The sequence below is a fragment of the Candidatus Jettenia sp. AMX1 genome (genome assembly GCF_030263775.1).
In the GTDB taxonomy this organism is placed as follows: Bacteria; Planctomycetota; Brocadiia; order Brocadiales; family Brocadiaceae; genus Jettenia; species Jettenia caeni.
On sequence record NZ_SZPP01000001.1, the window covers coordinates 92118 to 107116 of the forward strand.

At 38.0% G+C, this 14999-nt stretch carries 15 protein-coding genes and 1 pseudogene; 9 read left to right on the forward strand and 7 right to left on the reverse strand.

What is annotated here, in order from left to right; all coding sequences use genetic code 11:
* Positions 1-161: 161 nt before the first annotated feature.
* The 6 genes from ribH (at position 162) to FBQ94_RS00425 (ending at position 5252) form a co-directional block, all read left to right on the forward strand.
* On the forward strand, positions 162-656 hold the full coding sequence (ribH, locus tag FBQ94_RS00400; protein ID WP_040543681.1) for a 6,7-dimethyl-8-ribityllumazine synthase: 495 nt from the start codon (positions 162-164) through the stop codon (positions 654-656).
* A gap of 109 nt (positions 657-765) precedes the next feature.
* Complete coding sequence (gene nusB, locus FBQ94_RS00405; RefSeq protein ID WP_007221661.1) at positions 766-2049, forward strand: transcription antitermination factor NusB; 1284 nt, start codon at positions 766-768, stop codon at positions 2047-2049.
* A gap of 131 nt (positions 2050-2180) precedes the next feature.
* Positions 2181-3629 carry a signal recognition particle-docking protein FtsY gene (ftsY, locus tag FBQ94_RS00410; protein WP_007221660.1) on the forward strand — a complete coding sequence of 483 codons (1449 nt, stop codon included), beginning with the start codon at positions 2181-2183 and terminating at the stop codon, positions 3627-3629.
* A gap of 11 nt (positions 3630-3640) precedes the next feature.
* The gene (locus FBQ94_RS00415) at positions 3641-4357 is read left to right on the forward strand and encodes a succinate dehydrogenase iron-sulfur subunit (protein WP_007221659.1); all 717 of its coding nucleotides are present in this window, start codon (positions 3641-3643) and stop codon (positions 4355-4357) included.
* Between the two features lie 110 nt (positions 4358-4467).
* On the forward strand, positions 4468-4638 hold the full coding sequence (locus FBQ94_RS00420) for a hypothetical protein (RefSeq protein WP_007221658.1): 171 nt from the start codon (positions 4468-4470) through the stop codon (positions 4636-4638).
* 8 nt (positions 4639-4646) lie between these two features.
* Entirely contained in the window at positions 4647-5252 is a 606-nt protein-coding gene (locus tag FBQ94_RS00425; protein ID WP_007221657.1) for an LOG family protein, read from the forward strand.
* A gap of 170 nt (positions 5253-5422) precedes the next feature.
* Here the strand turns inward: FBQ94_RS00425 and FBQ94_RS00430 are convergent, their stop codons facing one another.
* The 7 genes and pseudogenes from FBQ94_RS00430 to ppdK all read right to left on the reverse strand — a co-directional run bounded on the left by FBQ94_RS00430 (position 5423) and on the right by ppdK (position 12118).
* On the reverse strand, positions 5423-6070 hold the full coding sequence (locus tag FBQ94_RS00430) for a thioredoxin fold domain-containing protein (protein WP_285441916.1): 648 nt from the start codon (positions 6068-6070) through the stop codon (positions 5423-5425).
* 98 nt (positions 6071-6168) lie between these two features.
* On the reverse strand, positions 6169-6342 hold the full coding sequence (locus FBQ94_RS00435) for a hypothetical protein (protein WP_007221654.1): 174 nt from the start codon (positions 6340-6342) through the stop codon (positions 6169-6171).
* 12 nt (positions 6343-6354) lie between these two features.
* A complete protein-coding gene (locus FBQ94_RS00440; RefSeq protein ID WP_007221653.1) occupies positions 6355-7143 on the reverse strand; it encodes a DUF3786 domain-containing protein in 789 nt (262 codons plus the stop codon).
* 410 nt (positions 7144-7553) lie between these two features.
* Positions 7554-8099, reverse strand: coding sequence for a hypothetical protein (locus FBQ94_RS00445; protein ID WP_007221651.1), 546 nt, complete (start codon positions 8097-8099; stop codon positions 7554-7556).
* A 125-nt stretch (positions 8100-8224) separates the two neighbouring features.
* On the reverse strand, positions 8225-8392 hold the full coding sequence (locus FBQ94_RS00450; protein ID WP_007221650.1) for a hypothetical protein: 168 nt from the start codon (positions 8390-8392) through the stop codon (positions 8225-8227).
* Positions 8393-8409: 17 nt separating this feature from the next.
* Positions 8410-8946 (reverse strand): annotated as a pseudogene (gene radC, locus FBQ94_RS00455) (RadC family protein).
* A gap of 403 nt (positions 8947-9349) precedes the next feature.
* Complete coding sequence (gene ppdK, locus FBQ94_RS00460; protein WP_007221647.1) at positions 9350-12118, reverse strand: pyruvate, phosphate dikinase; 2769 nt, start codon at positions 12116-12118, stop codon at positions 9350-9352.
* 313 nt (positions 12119-12431) lie between these two features.
* On the opposite strand from ppdK, the gene FBQ94_RS00465 reads away from it, so the two are divergent.
* From FBQ94_RS00465 to FBQ94_RS00475, 3 genes are all read left to right on the forward strand, one after another.
* Complete coding sequence (locus FBQ94_RS00465) at positions 12432-13157, forward strand: lysophospholipid acyltransferase family protein (RefSeq protein ID WP_007221646.1); 726 nt, start codon at positions 12432-12434, stop codon at positions 13155-13157.
* Positions 13158-13177: 20 nt separating this feature from the next.
* Positions 13178-14146, forward strand: coding sequence for a WD40/YVTN/BNR-like repeat-containing protein (locus tag FBQ94_RS00470; protein WP_007221645.1), 969 nt, complete (start codon positions 13178-13180; stop codon positions 14144-14146).
* Between the two features lie 152 nt (positions 14147-14298).
* Complete coding sequence (locus FBQ94_RS00475) at positions 14299-14481, forward strand: transposase (RefSeq protein WP_007221644.1); 183 nt, start codon at positions 14299-14301, stop codon at positions 14479-14481.
* The last annotated feature ends 518 nt before the right edge of the window (positions 14482-14999 follow it).

A 14999-nucleotide genomic window follows, 5' to 3' on the forward strand; every position in this document is an offset into this window, starting at 1 on the left:
ACCATAACAAAAAACAAGCAGTTTATCATACAAACATACCTCTAAAATTACAAGAAAACAATTCAGGAGAAAAGCCTTGAAAGATTTCATGGTATATGCTACTATTTTGCATATAACAATCTATTTTCTTGGCTATCTATGAGGGGAACTCTCTGAAACTTATGGGTATTGAATTCTGTGGAAATTTAATTGGCACAGGGAAGAAATTTGGAATTGTTGTTAGCCGATTTAACAATTTTATAACAAAGCGTTTATTGGATGGTGCACTAGATGGACTTATCAGGCACGGTGTAAAAGAAGAGGATATTGATATTTTCTGGGTCCCTGGCTCTTATGAGATACCAGGCGCCGCTCTTAAAGTAGCACAGAATGGAAAATATGATGCGGTAATTTGCCTCGGCGCTGTTATCCGCGGCGAAACACCTCATTTTGATTATATTGCAAGCGAATCAGCTAAAGGTATTGCACAGGTTGGTTTGTCTACCGGTATTCCAACTATTTATGGCGTTATTACAACAGAGACCTTGGAACAAGCCATTGACCGGGCTGGAGCAAAAACTGGCAATAAAGGCGCAGAGGCTGCTTTATCAGCCATAGAAATGGTAAACCTTTTTGATCAAATACAATCCTGTATAAAATCAGCTAAAAAGGTTTAATCAGTTACCTGTTTTGCTCTCCTCTCCCGCACCCTACTTATAACCATAAAGAAATGCATTTTTTATTGATTTATTTTTTTAATTGCTCTTACTGAAAATTGACTATTCTATGCGTAATAGAACGATTGCTCGTGAACTTGCCCTTCAAGCTCTTTATCAACTTGACCTGCGTGGTGACGGAATATTTGATGAGGTCGATACCTTCTGTAAAAAAAATACAGATAAGCCTGACATATATAGATTTGCCATATTGCTTGTTGACGGTTGCCGGTCACATCTCAAAGAAATAGATGAAAAGATATCCAGTGTTACAGAACATTGGGAATTACACCGCATGGCCATTATTGATAAAAATATTCTCCGCTTAGGAGTCTACGAACTTTTGTACAGGGACGATATTCCACCAAAGGTTTCAATTAATGAGGCCATTGAGCTTGCCAAAAAGTTCAGCACGAAAAATTCAGGAACTTTTGTAAATGGAATTCTCGATAAGATCTACACACAATTCGGAAACGGAGAGTTGAAAGATAACGTTTCTGATCCTGTTTTCCAGAATATAGTAGAAGTTAATTATGGAAATTCCGATTTACACATACATACAAATTACTCCGATGGTACAATGACACCTGAAGAGGTAGTTGATGAGGCGCTTCTGTCTGGTGTTTCAACTATCGCTATTACAGACCACGATACTATTGAGGGTGTTGGTATTGCGCTCCGTTACGGAAATAATAAAAACCTGAATATTATTCCTGGTATAGAACTCTCTTCATACCTCAGTCCTTCAGAGGTTCATATCCTTGGATATTTTATCGACATCCATAATACCTCTCTGCAAAAGATGTTAAAACGAGCTCATGAAGACAGGTTAAAACGTATTTATACTATAGTTGAAAAACTCCATAACCTGAATGTTGACATTGATGCGGAGGAAGTCCTTACCTTAGCAGGGAAAGGCTCGCCAGGGCGTATGCATGTAGCAGAGGTAATATGGAAACATGGTTATTGCAGCACTATTTTAGAGGCATTTTTAAAATATATAGGGGACAATGGGCCTGCATACGTTCCTAAAAAAACGTTTACACCACGAGAGGCTATTGAATTGATTAAAGAGGCTCATGGAGCATCAGTTCTGGCCCATCCGGGACTCACCCAAAGAGATCACATTATTGAAGATTTGGTAAAAGACGGTTTACAAGGAATTGAAGTATATTATCCAGCTCATTCCCCACAAACTATTAAGAAATATCTCAAGATAGCAGAAAAATACGATTTGGCCGTAACCGGTGGCTCTGATTTTCATGGAGAGAGAAAAATAGACACCCCCATTGCTAAAGTTACGGTACCAGAGGAGTTTGTTCATAAGCTTAGACAAAAATGCTCTTCTCAATGAAGAGGTTTACCTTATACATTATTTGTTAATATTAGTTTTACAAATAGATTCCAATTCAAAGGACACCGATTATGCAAAGTTCTTGAAAAGGCAGCTCTTATTGTAAAAATCTATAGAGGAGATAATAACCTATGGGACTGGCCTCAAAAAAAGGCAAAAAAGCCATGGTTGACAATAAAATAGAAATGATAGAGACTCAAAAGATAAAAACGGGTTTGAAAAAAAAGCGAGTCAGCTTTTGGTATCGGCTAAAAAACTTCACAGTAGAATCTCGAAAAACGGTCATTATAGAAAATGGTGTTGTAAGATTAGTTCCCATCGAACCTGAAGTTTCTGTTATCGAAGAAGAAACTGCTCTTATTGAAATTGATACCGAAGAATCCCCTATTTCACCCGATACTCCTGATACGCAAGGTGCTATAAAAAAACCTGTATCAGCACTATCAGAAACAGCAGTTATAGAAGTTGATACTGAAGAAATCATTTCTACTCCAACAGAAACGACAGTTATTGAAACTGAAGAACAGGTTTCTGTCCTGCCAGAAACTGCTGTAACTGAAGATGATGCTGAAAAACAAGCTTTGGCTTCATCTGAAACTGCTGTTATGGAAGAGGAGGTCGAAACACCCATTCCATCCCTGCAAGAAACGGCGGTTATAGAAGACAGGATCAAATCTGAAAAGCTAAAAAAAGGATTAGAAAAAACCCGGAACCGTTTCTGGTCCCGATTAAAAGGTGTTTTTTCTTTTAGAAGAACTATCGATGAATCTGTGCTTGAAGAACTGGAAGATATCCTGATTGGTGCAGATATAGGGGTAAAACCTGTTCAAAGACTCATGCAGGAAATACATGAAGCATGGAAATCTAAAACAATAAATGAAACAACACAAATACATGATTTCATAAAAAGTAGATTAAAAGAAGATCTACAGTCCTGGCAAATCGATATTAATTATGCTCCCACACCCCCAACCGTCATTATGGTAGTGGGAGTTAATGGTGTAGGAAAAACTACATCCATAGCAAAACTTGCAAGTCTTTTCATCAAAGAGGGTAAAAGGGTAATGGTCGCTGCAGGCGATACTTTTAGGGCTGCAGCAGCAGATCAATTGGATATTTGGAGTAAACGTATCGGAGCAGATATCGTAAAACATCAAACCGGTTCTGATCCTGCAGCAGTAACTTATGATGCATTAGAAGCCAGTATTTCAAGGGGTATTGACATATTAATTGTGGATACTGCCGGACGCCTTCATACCCATGAGAACCTTATGAATGAATTAAGTAAAATAAAACGAGTTATTTCGAAAAGATCTCCCGGGGCGCCTCATGAGGTGTTAATGGTACTCGATGCTACAACAGGGCAAAATGCAATTTCCCAGGCAAAAATGTTTAAGCAAGCTGTTGATATTACAGGAATATTTCTTGCTAAAATAGATGGTACTGCAAAGGGCGGCGTTGTATTAGGCATGCGTAATGAAATAAACATTCCCGTAAAATTTATCGGATTGGGAGAAAAAGCGGATGATATAGAAAAATTTAATCCTGACGCATTCGTAAATGCCTTATTTGAACAGTAGAAGACCCGACCATGCAAAAAGATAACATTCTCTTCCATATCTTCCGTTTTGATCCCGATAATGATAAAAAACCCTATTTGCAGGAATTTAAAATTCCCGTCACACGGAAAGATCAAACAGTACTTGAGGGGCTGTTTTACATTCAACAGCGATTGGACAACTCATTAGCTTTTCGCTCCTCCTGCAGGGCTGCAATTTGTGGTTCCTGCGCCATGCATATCAATGGAAAATATCGCCTGGCCTGTAACACCTTAATATCGAAACTTACATCAGATATCATTACAATACGGCCACTTGCCCATATGGCTATTCACAAAGACCTTTTTGTTGACATGGGGCCTTTCTGGAAAAACTACGAATATATAAAACCGTACCTGATGCCTAACAAACCATTACCAGCAACAAGAGAACAGATCCAGAACCCGGAAGAAAGATCGAGAATAGACATCCTGATTGATTGTATCCTGTGCGCCTGTTGTCATTCTTCATGTCCTGTTACAGCATCACACGAAAAGTACCTGGGTCCGATGGCTCTTCTTAACATGGACCGGTTCGTATCAGATACGCGGGACGGCGCAAGAGAAGAACGGTTGACAATGGTAAATAATGAACATGGGGTGTGGCGTTGCCATACAGTCTTTAACTGTCAGGAAGTATGCCCTAAAGATTTAAATCCATCTGGCTCTATTGCTCACTTAAAAATGAAAATAGTTAAAAACAAAATTTAGAGAGAAATGAACCACATACAGGCAGATGACAGAGAAATAATTTTTTCAGTTTTCTTTAGCTCTGCGGTTGATTTTTGATATTACTTATTTATCAAAGGAGGAGAATGAGTATGGAAGAAAAGAAAAAAATTATTGTTGTTGCCAGGACAGAAGGTATTGAAATCATCGTGGAAGATGAGGCAGATGCTGATAATTATGAGTTACTGCTTTCGAAACCCCAGGCAATGGAACTTGCTATGAATATTTTAAATACCCTGTATAAAACAGGCGTAAAGATGTAGGTAATAAAATGGAAGTAAATAGTAATTCCATAAAACGCATCTGTGTATTTTGTGGTTCCCGGCTGGGCGCGCGTCCTGTTTATACAGAAATGGCTCAAAAATTAGGCAAGACTATGGTATCGCAGGGAATTGGACTTGTGTATGGCGGAGGCAGTATCGGCTTAATGGGCGTTATTGCAGACGCTGTTTTGAAAGAGAACGGAGAAGTTATTGGCGTTATCCCTAAAGCTCTTTCTTCCCGAGAATTCGCACATCAGGGTCTGACAGAACTCCGATTTGTGTCAAGCATGCATGAGCGAAAAGCCATGATGGTAGAATTATCTGATGCCTTTATTGCAATGCCCGGCGGTTTTGGAACATTTGATGAACTCTTTGAAATTATCACATGGGCACAATTGGGAATCCACATAAAGCCTATTGGCTTATTAAATGTGGAAAAATATTTTGATTTACTGCTGAAATTTGTAAACTATGTATTACAGGAACGCTTTATACAAACAAAACACCGTCAGTTATTTACCGTATCCCATGATCCTGAAAAACTCTTACACGAACTCATTCACTGTAAAAGAGGCAAACGCCTTCCCCAATTTATTAACTGGAATGAGACCTAGTTTAAAATTTTTTCCGTAAAAGGTCTTAGAGTTAAAAAAACGAAATATTTTTAGCCTATCAGGATCTAGCTCTATACAATAGATAAGAATGAATAGCAGTATCTCTATCTATTGTATAGAGAGATAGATTCTAAGAACTCTTTTATTGGCTCACACCTACCATCAATTCTTTAAAAAGCAAAGGATACTTTATCAGCCCAAATACTATTTGGATAATCCTTCATGATCTTCCGCCACGCATTTAACAATGCATCAACATTATGAGTTGCCTTGTACTCTGAAACACCCAGCCAATATTGTGCCTCAGGCGCAATACCGCTCTTCGGATATTTATCTACCACAGATTTTAATTTAGTGCTGGACGTTTTATAATCATGCTTTTCCAGTACCATCTTACCTAAGCCAAATTCCAATTGCGGAATAAATTCATCAGATGGGAGAAAACCATGAAAACGATAATATTCGGTACCATCAGAATCTAAAACAAGAATGGTTGGCGTCCAAAATATGCGGTATTTATTCAGAAGGTCTGAATTGCTTTGTGTACTGACATGTAAAGGGATGAAGTTTCTGTTGATGTAATCGGTTACTGCAGCATTTGGATACGTCACGGTACCCAGGGTTTTACAGCCTGCTCATGTAGGAGAAAAGAAGTCTAATAAAATCGGCTTCTCCGCTTCTTTTGCTTTTTTTACCGCTTCTTCAAAGGTATTTTCCCATGGTATCGTTGAAAGCTTATCCTTAGCATCCGCAATGAGTGTTGTTGCAAAAGGAACGAATGTAAAAACAATAAGATAAGATAAGGTATATTCTAACATGGTTGACCTCCTTCTTTTGGAAAAAATATGGGAAGGATTAAAAGAAACTCATAATTAGATTCATGCCAAAATAATGTTACAAAGTCAATGAAAATTCATTATTGGTTTTCTCTGTCCTTTAAAAAGGCATCCATATCAGCCTTTATACGTGGACCATCAGTCTCTTTAGCCTTATTATAACACAGAATACAAATATCTCCCTTCACGGTAGTCATCTTTTTCCACTCGTCTTTTTCTCCGAGGAAACAACCACATTTCCAGCAATTGGCCATGGTATATCTTCCTTATTGAATTGGTAACAATGTAACAAATAATTCTACAAATCTTTCTACAAGATAGGCGAGATATTCTATATCAATATAGGCCTCTGCACTTGTATCTAAAAAGAGTTTACAGCTGGCTGAAAATTCCTCGTCAGCCCCCCAGAAGCATAAATACAAGGGTATGCGTGGTAAGAGATCAAAACGACAAATATAATCCGCCTTCATCCTGCCTATGTCCTCTACCCCGCCCAATTCCTTGCATCGGGCCTTTAAACCTCCTGTATTCTTATTAAAAGTTGCCGCAACCTTTTCTTCTGCGCTGCGTTGAAATACCTTTACATGAGAGGCTGTATCAGGAAAATGTCCTAACGTAACCCAATCCCCGGTCAAGGGTTTATTTCCCTTTCTCCGGATATAGTCGTAAACAATAATCTTTGCCCACGAGTCATGACAATATTTACCATCTTCAAACAAACCCTCCTTCCGCATCTCGTAAGGTTTATTCATCATATTCAGCCTTATAATCTCGTACCCATGCTCAACCTCAAAACAGCCGCCGATAGCAGCAGCAACCTCCCTGAAATTCAAATGCCTTGCCTCATTCTCTAATTCGCTACTTACACGCTCATAGTTATCTTCCATAGTAAGGGTAGTTTTCCGGACAGATAATTCCTTATCTTCCTTCCTGATATAAGGACAATCCTGTATCTTAAGTTGTGCATTTTTTACTTTCAGCGCAAAGGCCATACAGGTAGGCACACCGCATTTACCACAATTGGTTTTTGGTAATTTCTTATATATCTCAAGCATAAATCACAAAAGGATAAGGACTATGGCATTGCAGTCAATTTACATTTCTATTTTGCTTTTCGTCTCTTTTTTATTTCCTCTACTATAGTCTTAACATCCGTGTCTTTTAGATTAGGATTGTGATATTGAAGACAACATGCCTACTTTTTGTCTTTTCTCTGCATCAGGAATATTAATAATTTCAATATCAACCGCTTCACTACTTACAGAAATATTCTTTTTTATCTTTCTATTTATGACTGAATAATCCATCAATTTTTGGTCCTGCAGTCTTTTGAGTTAGCCCAGATTTAGTATCAAATAGTCCAATCCTTCCATCTTTCAACTTAACGATAAAATCAATATAAAATGGTTTTTTCTCTCCATTACTATATGGCACGGTAAAAAATTTTGTGTCTCTATCACCATTTTTAAACCACATCTTCCTTATTGATATGTTCGCCCGAAAGCCAGATAGCCAGTTTCCCATTTTCTGTTGAAATCCCATGTGTATCCTTTAATACTCTAATCACCTTCATGCAGAGCATTTCCATTGCCTGTTCGGTAAGCTTCTTTTTATTCTTGTCTGTTGGCTCAGCGTCAGCAAAGTCAGTCCTGAAGTACTTGAGATTTCCACCGAAACCTTTAATATCAGAACTTCCATTTTGGTAGCCATTTATAACTTTCTTTATTCTAGGATAACAAACCTCAGTACAAATATTATTTTCATTATTTGTACAAAGTATGACAGGATTACCCCAAGTGACAAATAAAGCGTATTCATGTGCTTCCATCATATACTTACTTTGCCTCCTGCCTTCCGGCTTGATACAAATACAAACCCTACCAAGAAACCTTGCATTGAGATTCTCTAATAAGCCGAGTAAACCAAATAGTTCGTAATCATCGATTGTGACAATCTGCACACCATCTTGCTTTAGTAAATTTCTTGCTATGCATAAGCGTGAAAACATCATTGATAACCATCTGCTATGGCGATACGGATCGTTCTTGTCAATATAACTGAAAGGGCGTGATAATTATCTCCCTCGATGAGCAAATTTACAGGTTTATTTGGATCAGAAATTATTTCTTTGCTTTTTTACTTCCTTGAGAATTGGGAGTTTATTTTTACATATCTCAACCACTTCTTCTGGTTTTTTTCCCATACAAGGCCATACTTTTTCTTCTTTTTCAATTCCTTCCTTAACCGCTCAATTTCCGCAATAAGCTCATCTTTTGTTAGGTCCGTTAAATTCTTTGTAGGCATAGTTGTTGATAAGTTTTCTATAATATGCCTTTTTCTTTAAAACTGAAAAACCCATCTTTTGAAATAATTATATGGTCTGTAACCTCTACGCCCAATATTTTACCGGATTCTTTTAACCTTCTCGTTATTGTCATATCATCTTCAGAAGGTGGTTCAGGATCACCAGAGGGATGATTGTGGGCAAGAATTACCGAGTAAGCACTATGAACAATTGCCTCTTTGAACACCTCTCAAGGATGCACTAAACTGGAATCAAGAGTACCAATAGAAACAGTAGAAATGCCAATAATTTTATTGCGCGTGTTCAGGAGGAGGATAAGTTTAAAGTGTTCCTTTGCCTTGTCTTTAATTTTCGCTTGTAGCGCCTTAACTACGCTCTGTGAATTTTTGAAATCAATATCTTCCACTTCAGACTCTAAGTACTGTCTTTTGCCAAGTTCAAAACATGCTTTAATCTGAGCGGCTTTGGCAAGACCAATGCCTTTTATCAGTCGTTCCCTTGGTCTTTCAGGCTTTGGCAAATCATGAATAGTAAAAGAATTTCCTTTTTCCATATTTAATTATTTCTCTAAATTGGTATTACTAACTTCTGTATTACTTCTGATTTGAAGCGAAGTATAAGCCATTTAAAAAATTATTTCAATGGTATTTTAAATCAAACAACAGCGTGTTGATTGGAGCATGTTTTTGTGAGGTAAAGGATAAATGACTGAAACTTATTGGGTTGAATATACCGCATTTTGAAATTGCAACTTTAGTGTATACAAAGTTTTAATCCAGTGAACGTCACTTTATCTAGTTGTAAACACAAAAGGCATCCAATAACTAGTTCGAATGCCTTTTGAATAGAAAGGTATTACTTAAAAATTATGGAAACGAAAGTCATTTTACAAGCAAAATACGGGCAAACAAGTTTATCCATGCCACCTCTAATATTGCAGCTCTAAAACATAAAACTTAAACAGTTGCCCGTGATACAGGTTGCTGTAATGAGGCCTGCGCTGCAGCAAGCCTGGCAATAGGTACCCTAAATGGCGAACAACTTACGTAGTTCATTCCAATCTTATGGCAGAAGGAGATAGTTTGAGGATTTCCACCATGTTCACCACAGATACCGACTTTTAGATTGGACCGGATACTCCTTCCTTTATGAATCCCAATCTCAACTAATTGCCCTGTTCCTTCCTGATCCAATACCTGAAATGGATCTTTTTCAAGAATACCTTTCTCAAGGTATTCCGGTACAAAAGATCCTACATCATCACGGCTAAATCCGAATGTCATTTGCGTAAGGTCATTAGTTCCAAAGGAAAAGAATTCTGCATGTTTTGCAATTTTATCAGCTATCAGGGCTGCTCGCGGCAATTCAATCATAGTGCCTACCATATATTCAATTTGCATGTTTTTTTTCTGCATAACATCTTTGGCAATTTTATGGACATTATCCTTTAATACACTGAATTCCTGTTCTGTACTAATGATAGGCAACATAATTTCTGGATATACGGTAATACCCTTTTTCTTCATATTACATGCAGCTTCAATAATAGCCTGTACTTGCATGTCATATATTTCAGGATAGGTAACACCTAAACGGCAACCCCGGTGGCCTAACATAGGATTCAATTCGTGAAGCGCCGACACTTTTTCCTGTATCTCTTTAAGACTAAGTTTCATCTTTTTTGCTATTTCCTTCTGGTTATATTCCTCCTGCGGCAAAAATTCGTGAAGAGGTGGATCAAGGAGCCGTATGGTAACAGGAAGCCCATCCATTGCCTTGAATATCTGCTCAAAATCCCGGCGTTGCATAGGAAGTAGGTTTTTAAGCGCAGACGAATATGAGACCAGAGGCTCTTTAAGTTCCTTTTTAACCAACATTAATTCTTTCTTAAGAACATCTGCTTTATCATTCGCTGCCTTTGCCAACTCCTTTTCCAGGAAGCTAATTTTAGCTTTTAAATTTTTTACGTCTGGTGCGGAGAGTATCATTTGCCGAACTGAATCAATTCTGTTTTCTCCAAAGAACATATGTTCAGTTCTGCAAAGTCCAATACCCTCTGCGCCCAACTCACGCGCTTTTCTTGCATCCTCCGGGGTATCTGCGTTCGTTCGTATCTTAAGTTTCCGGTACTCATCTGCCCATTCCATAAGGGTAGCAAAATCTCCGCTCAATTTGGGCTCTATGGTAGAGACTTGCCCTAACATTACTTCTCCGCTACTGCCATCCAGGGAGATGTATTCTCCTTTTTTTATTACCCTGCCATTTACTTTAAAATTTTGATTTTTATAATCAACATTAAGCGAGCCACAGCCCGCCACACAGCATTTGCCCATTCCTCTTGCCACCACGGCAGCATGAGATGTCATACCTCCACGTGTTGTCAGAATACCCTGAGAAGCATGCATTCCACCGATGTCTTCGGGCGAGGTTTCTTTTCGTACAAGGATTACTTTCTCATTCTTCTCGGCTAATCTCTCTGCATCTTCGGCACAAAAAACAACCCTACCTGTAGCCGCGCCTGGTGAAGCAGGAAGCCCTACAGCAACAATCTCTCTTTTTGCTTTAGGGTCAAAGGTTGGATGTAATAACTGATCGAGCTGGCCGGGATCGATACGGGAAATAGCTGTCTTTTTATCAATAAGTCCTTCCCGAGCCATATCAACAGCCAGCTTTACCGCTGCCCTGGCAGTACGCTTACCAGTTCTTGTTTGTAACATAAACAACCGGCTTTCCTGAATGGTAAACTCGATATCCTGAACATCCTTAAAATGATTTTCGAGTATGTTCTTATATTTAACGAGCTGACTATAAGCATCAGGCATCTCTTTCTCCAGATCAGCAATTGGCTCAGGTGTACGAATACCTGCAACAACATCCTCACCCTGCGCATTAATGAGGAATTCACCGTAGAATTTATTCTCACCCGTTGAAGGATTCCTCGTAAAACATACGCCCGTAGCAGAATCATTCCCCATATTTCCGAAAACCATGGCTTGAACGTTTACTGCTGTTCCAAGAAGGCCTTTAATATCATAAAGTTGCCTGTATTTTATAGCACGGGGATTATTCCATGAGGCAAACACAGCATTTATTGCCTTTTGGAGCTGAACCTTTGGATCATGAGGAAAGGATTCACGGGTCTTTTTCTTATAGATTACCTTAAACTCCTCAACAATATTTTTCAATTGTTCAGCGGTAAGTTCTGTATCGCTTTTTACCCGTGTCTTTTTTTTGTATTTGTCAAGAATCTCTTCGAAATGATGACGTTCTACCCCCATAACTACGTCACCAAACATGGTAATAAAGCGTCGGTATGCGTCCCACGCAAAACGTTCGTTACCTGTTTTTTTCATGAGGCCCTTAATAGCGTCTGGATTTAATCCAAGGTTGAGAACTGTATCCATCATCCCCGGCATAGATGCTGCCGCGCCACTACGCACAGAAACCAGTAAGGGATTCTCTGCATCACCTAATTTTGCACCCATTAATTTCTCGAGTTGAGAAAGATTCCGTTCTATCTCTTCGGCAAGACCCTCAGGATACTGCTGGTTTTTCTTGTAATATGCATCGCAAACCTCTGTTGTTATAGTAAAGCCAGGAGGGACAGGGATACCTAGGTTTGTCATTTCTGCAAGGTTGGCTCCCTTACCACCAAGGAGGTGTTTCATATCTGCGCTTCCTTCCGCAGAACCATTGCCAAAAAAATAGATATACTTAGGTGACATCCGGACTGCTCCTTTCAAATATCGATAATGTAAAACACAACGAATACCATAATTTATGAATTTTATTTTTTATTGTGTAAAAATATACGATTTGAATGCTAAAATAAGAAGAACTTCTGTATCTCATTAAAGAACAAAATATCTCGTTAAATTAAAGGAACTAAAACAATAATTATATACTGATTGGTTTTTTCATTAAATAACTTTAAATATTGGTGAAATGATTTCTTATGCTATCAAAAACAAATTTATCTATCAAGGAAATTTCACTATAAATTCATTTCGCTAAATCTTTCATTATCAGGATAACTTTATGGATCGAAAATTAAACAAAAATCTTTCCATATTTCCCCTTATTAAGGGAAGACTAAGAGGTATCTACTCTACCCTACGTTTGTTTACTGTTTATCTTATGAATTTATTGAACAATTGTTTTTTCTTAGTACTTAAGGTAGTAGGTGTTATCTTATTGAGAATACTTTATCATATCCAAGTTGAAAATAGAGCATGGATACCACTGAAAGGACCCCTTATCGTGGCAGCAAATCATTTTAGTTATATGGACCCCGTGGTCCTACAGGCAATGTTCCCAAGGCGTATTTTTTTTATGATGACTGAACAGTTTTATGAAGGACGCTGGAAATGGCTTTTTAAATTATTTCACTGTATCTGTGTAAGAAAGAAAGGCACGAATATTGCTGCACTTAGAGAGGGAATTGAGGTACTTAGGAAAAATAATGTTCTTGGTATCTACCCTGAGGGAGGCGTAAGTAAAGAAGGTCAATTTCAAGAGGGAAATCCCGGTATTGGTTTTCTGGTAAAAAAAAGCAATGCACCTGTCATCCCCGCATTTATTTCCGGTACATATGAGGCACTGCCGAAGGGCGCAAAGATACCAAGAATTTTCAGAATTAAAGTAATTTTTGGCAAGCCTATGACATTTGAGAAGATAAAAGGTACTACAAAGGAAGAGATCGAAGAGATTACAAGGAAGATCATGGAGCAAATTAAAAGATTATCACCATGTCTTACACACTAAACATTCTATAGGAAAAGAGTATGAAAATAATTACAAATATTTTTATTTCTATCCTTTTTGTTATATATCAATCTTCTACGAACGATATTGTTTTCGCAAATCAATGGGGATTAGAAGAACAGGCAACGGAATATGATAAGTGCGATAGCGTTATACTTCACTATGATGGCAAGTCATGGAATCATGTCTATGATGGATTCAATATGTGGCTTAGCGATATTTATGGGTTTTCCGATAACGATATCTTCGCAATTGGTAAAAATGGCGCTATACTTCACTATAATGGTAAATCATGGACTATCCAAAAAGACATTCATATTACTTACCACAGATTAAATAAAATATGGGGTAGCAGCCGAGAAAACATCTATATTATAGGAGACCAGGGTACTATTCTTCATCATGATAGATCTGGCTGGGAAAAAATTGAAATTGGTATTGGAGATTGGCTAACTAGTATATGGGGCCTTAGTGAGAAATATATATTCATTGTTGGTGTTTTGGGGAAAATATTACATTATGATGGAGAAAAATGGAGAGAACAATATAGTGGAACCCTTAACTGGCTTTATGGAGTTTGGGGCGCTAGTAAGGATACTATTTATTCAGTCGGAGATTACGGTACGATACTTCGATACGATGGAAAGACATGGAATACTGCTGTTCAAATTACGAATAAAAGGCTTATGAGTGTTTGGGGAACCAGCCCTAAAAATGTATTCGTGGTAGGAGCGGATGGCCTCATTTTCCATTATGATGGTATGGATTGGAAGGGACAGAGAAGTGATACAAATAACTGGCTGAGAAGAATATGGGGCGTTGATAATAATAACATCTTTGCAATAGGAGATTACGGTACGATACTTTATTATAACGGCACAAAATGGAGCCGACAAAAAAGCAATACCGATTACCTTTTGCTAGGTATATGGGGAAACAGGAAAGATAATGTATATATTGTGGGATACAATCCAAAAGGTCATCTTTAACATATTCTCAAGATATATTATCTAAAACAAAACGGTGGTGTGTATAATGGACTGGATTTTTCGGACCAGTAGTTAAGAATCATTTTTGGTAGGATAGGAGATAAAAGGAGGTCCGAAAAAGGAGGATAAGAAAGAGTTTTCATTCAGAGTTTATGGCAAAAGTAGCCTTGGAGGCAATAAAAGGAGAAAAGACAATAGCAGAGTTATCGTCAGAATACGAAGTACGCAGGACACAGATAGTAAATTGGCGAAAACGAGCATGGGAGGGGATGGTAGAGATATTTCAGGGGAAAGGGGAGGAAATTACGAGAAGAGAAGGAGAAGGTGATAGATGAGCTTTACCGTCAGATAGGCCAGTTGAAGGTGGAGAACGAATGGCTTAAAAAAAATCTGTACCGCTTGAGCGTTGAAGAGAAGAGGAGGTTACTAGAAGGAGAACATAAGAGACTAAGTATATACGGAAGCAGTGTGAGCTTTTGGGTCTGCATAGATCAAACATAATGAGGTTCATTATGGAATTTTTCGTGAGAATGAGTAAAGAGAGGATTTTATTATTCTCATAAAGGGGAACAATAATGAGCAGGGATGAATTTTTGTGGAGGCACAGAAGGGTAATTTATTTATCAATGCATCTAAAAATTAACAATAAATAGTCTTGACAAACCCGTCCACTTTAGGTCTTCATTTCCTTGCTTTCGTCATACTCATGCTAAGAAGATTTGCTGAGGTGATATTTCAAAGTGCATAACACCGCTCTAGCGTGACTTTACTAAAGTAAAGTCAAAATAAAGTCCTAAGGTGTTGAGATATATGAGGAAAGCGAATTTTTTAGTTGTATACACTGAAAGGGATT

Excerpts from the sequence above, each read along its gene's own strand:
- ribH (WP_040543681.1), top strand. The coding sequence starts at position 162 with ATGGGTATTGAATTCTGTGGAAATTTAATTGGCACAGGGAAGAAATTT.
- nusB (WP_007221661.1), top strand. The coding sequence starts at position 766 with ATGCGTAATAGAACGATTGCTCGTGAACTTGCCCTTCAAGCTCTTTAT.
- ftsY (WP_007221660.1), top strand. The coding sequence starts at position 2,181 with ATGGGACTGGCCTCAAAAAAAGGCAAAAAAGCCATGGTTGACAATAAA.
- FBQ94_RS00415 (WP_007221659.1), top strand. The coding sequence starts at position 3,641 with ATGCAAAAAGATAACATTCTCTTCCATATCTTCCGTTTTGATCCCGAT.
- FBQ94_RS00420 (WP_007221658.1), top strand. The coding sequence starts at position 4,468 with ATGGAAGAAAAGAAAAAAATTATTGTTGTTGCCAGGACAGAAGGTATT.
- FBQ94_RS00425 (WP_007221657.1), top strand. The coding sequence starts at position 4,647 with ATGGAAGTAAATAGTAATTCCATAAAACGCATCTGTGTATTTTGTGGT.
- FBQ94_RS00435 (WP_007221654.1), bottom strand. The coding sequence starts at position 6,342 with ATGGCCAATTGCTGGAAATGTGGTTGTTTCCTCGGAGAAAAAGACGAG.
- FBQ94_RS00440 (WP_007221653.1), bottom strand. The coding sequence starts at position 7,143 with ATGCTTGAGATATATAAGAAATTACCAAAAACCAATTGTGGTAAATGC.
- FBQ94_RS00445 (WP_007221651.1), bottom strand. The coding sequence starts at position 8,099 with ATGATGTTTTCACGCTTATGCATAGCAAGAAATTTACTAAAGCAAGAT.
- FBQ94_RS00450 (WP_007221650.1), bottom strand. The coding sequence starts at position 8,392 with ATGCCTACAAAGAATTTAACGGACCTAACAAAAGATGAGCTTATTGCG.
- ppdK (WP_007221647.1), bottom strand. The coding sequence starts at position 12,118 with ATGTCACCTAAGTATATCTATTTTTTTGGCAATGGTTCTGCGGAAGGA.
- FBQ94_RS00465 (WP_007221646.1), top strand. The coding sequence starts at position 12,432 with ATGGATCGAAAATTAAACAAAAATCTTTCCATATTTCCCCTTATTAAG.
- FBQ94_RS00470 (WP_007221645.1), top strand. The coding sequence starts at position 13,178 with ATGAAAATAATTACAAATATTTTTATTTCTATCCTTTTTGTTATATAT.
- FBQ94_RS00475 (WP_007221644.1), top strand. The coding sequence starts at position 14,299 with ATGGCAAAAGTAGCCTTGGAGGCAATAAAAGGAGAAAAGACAATAGCA.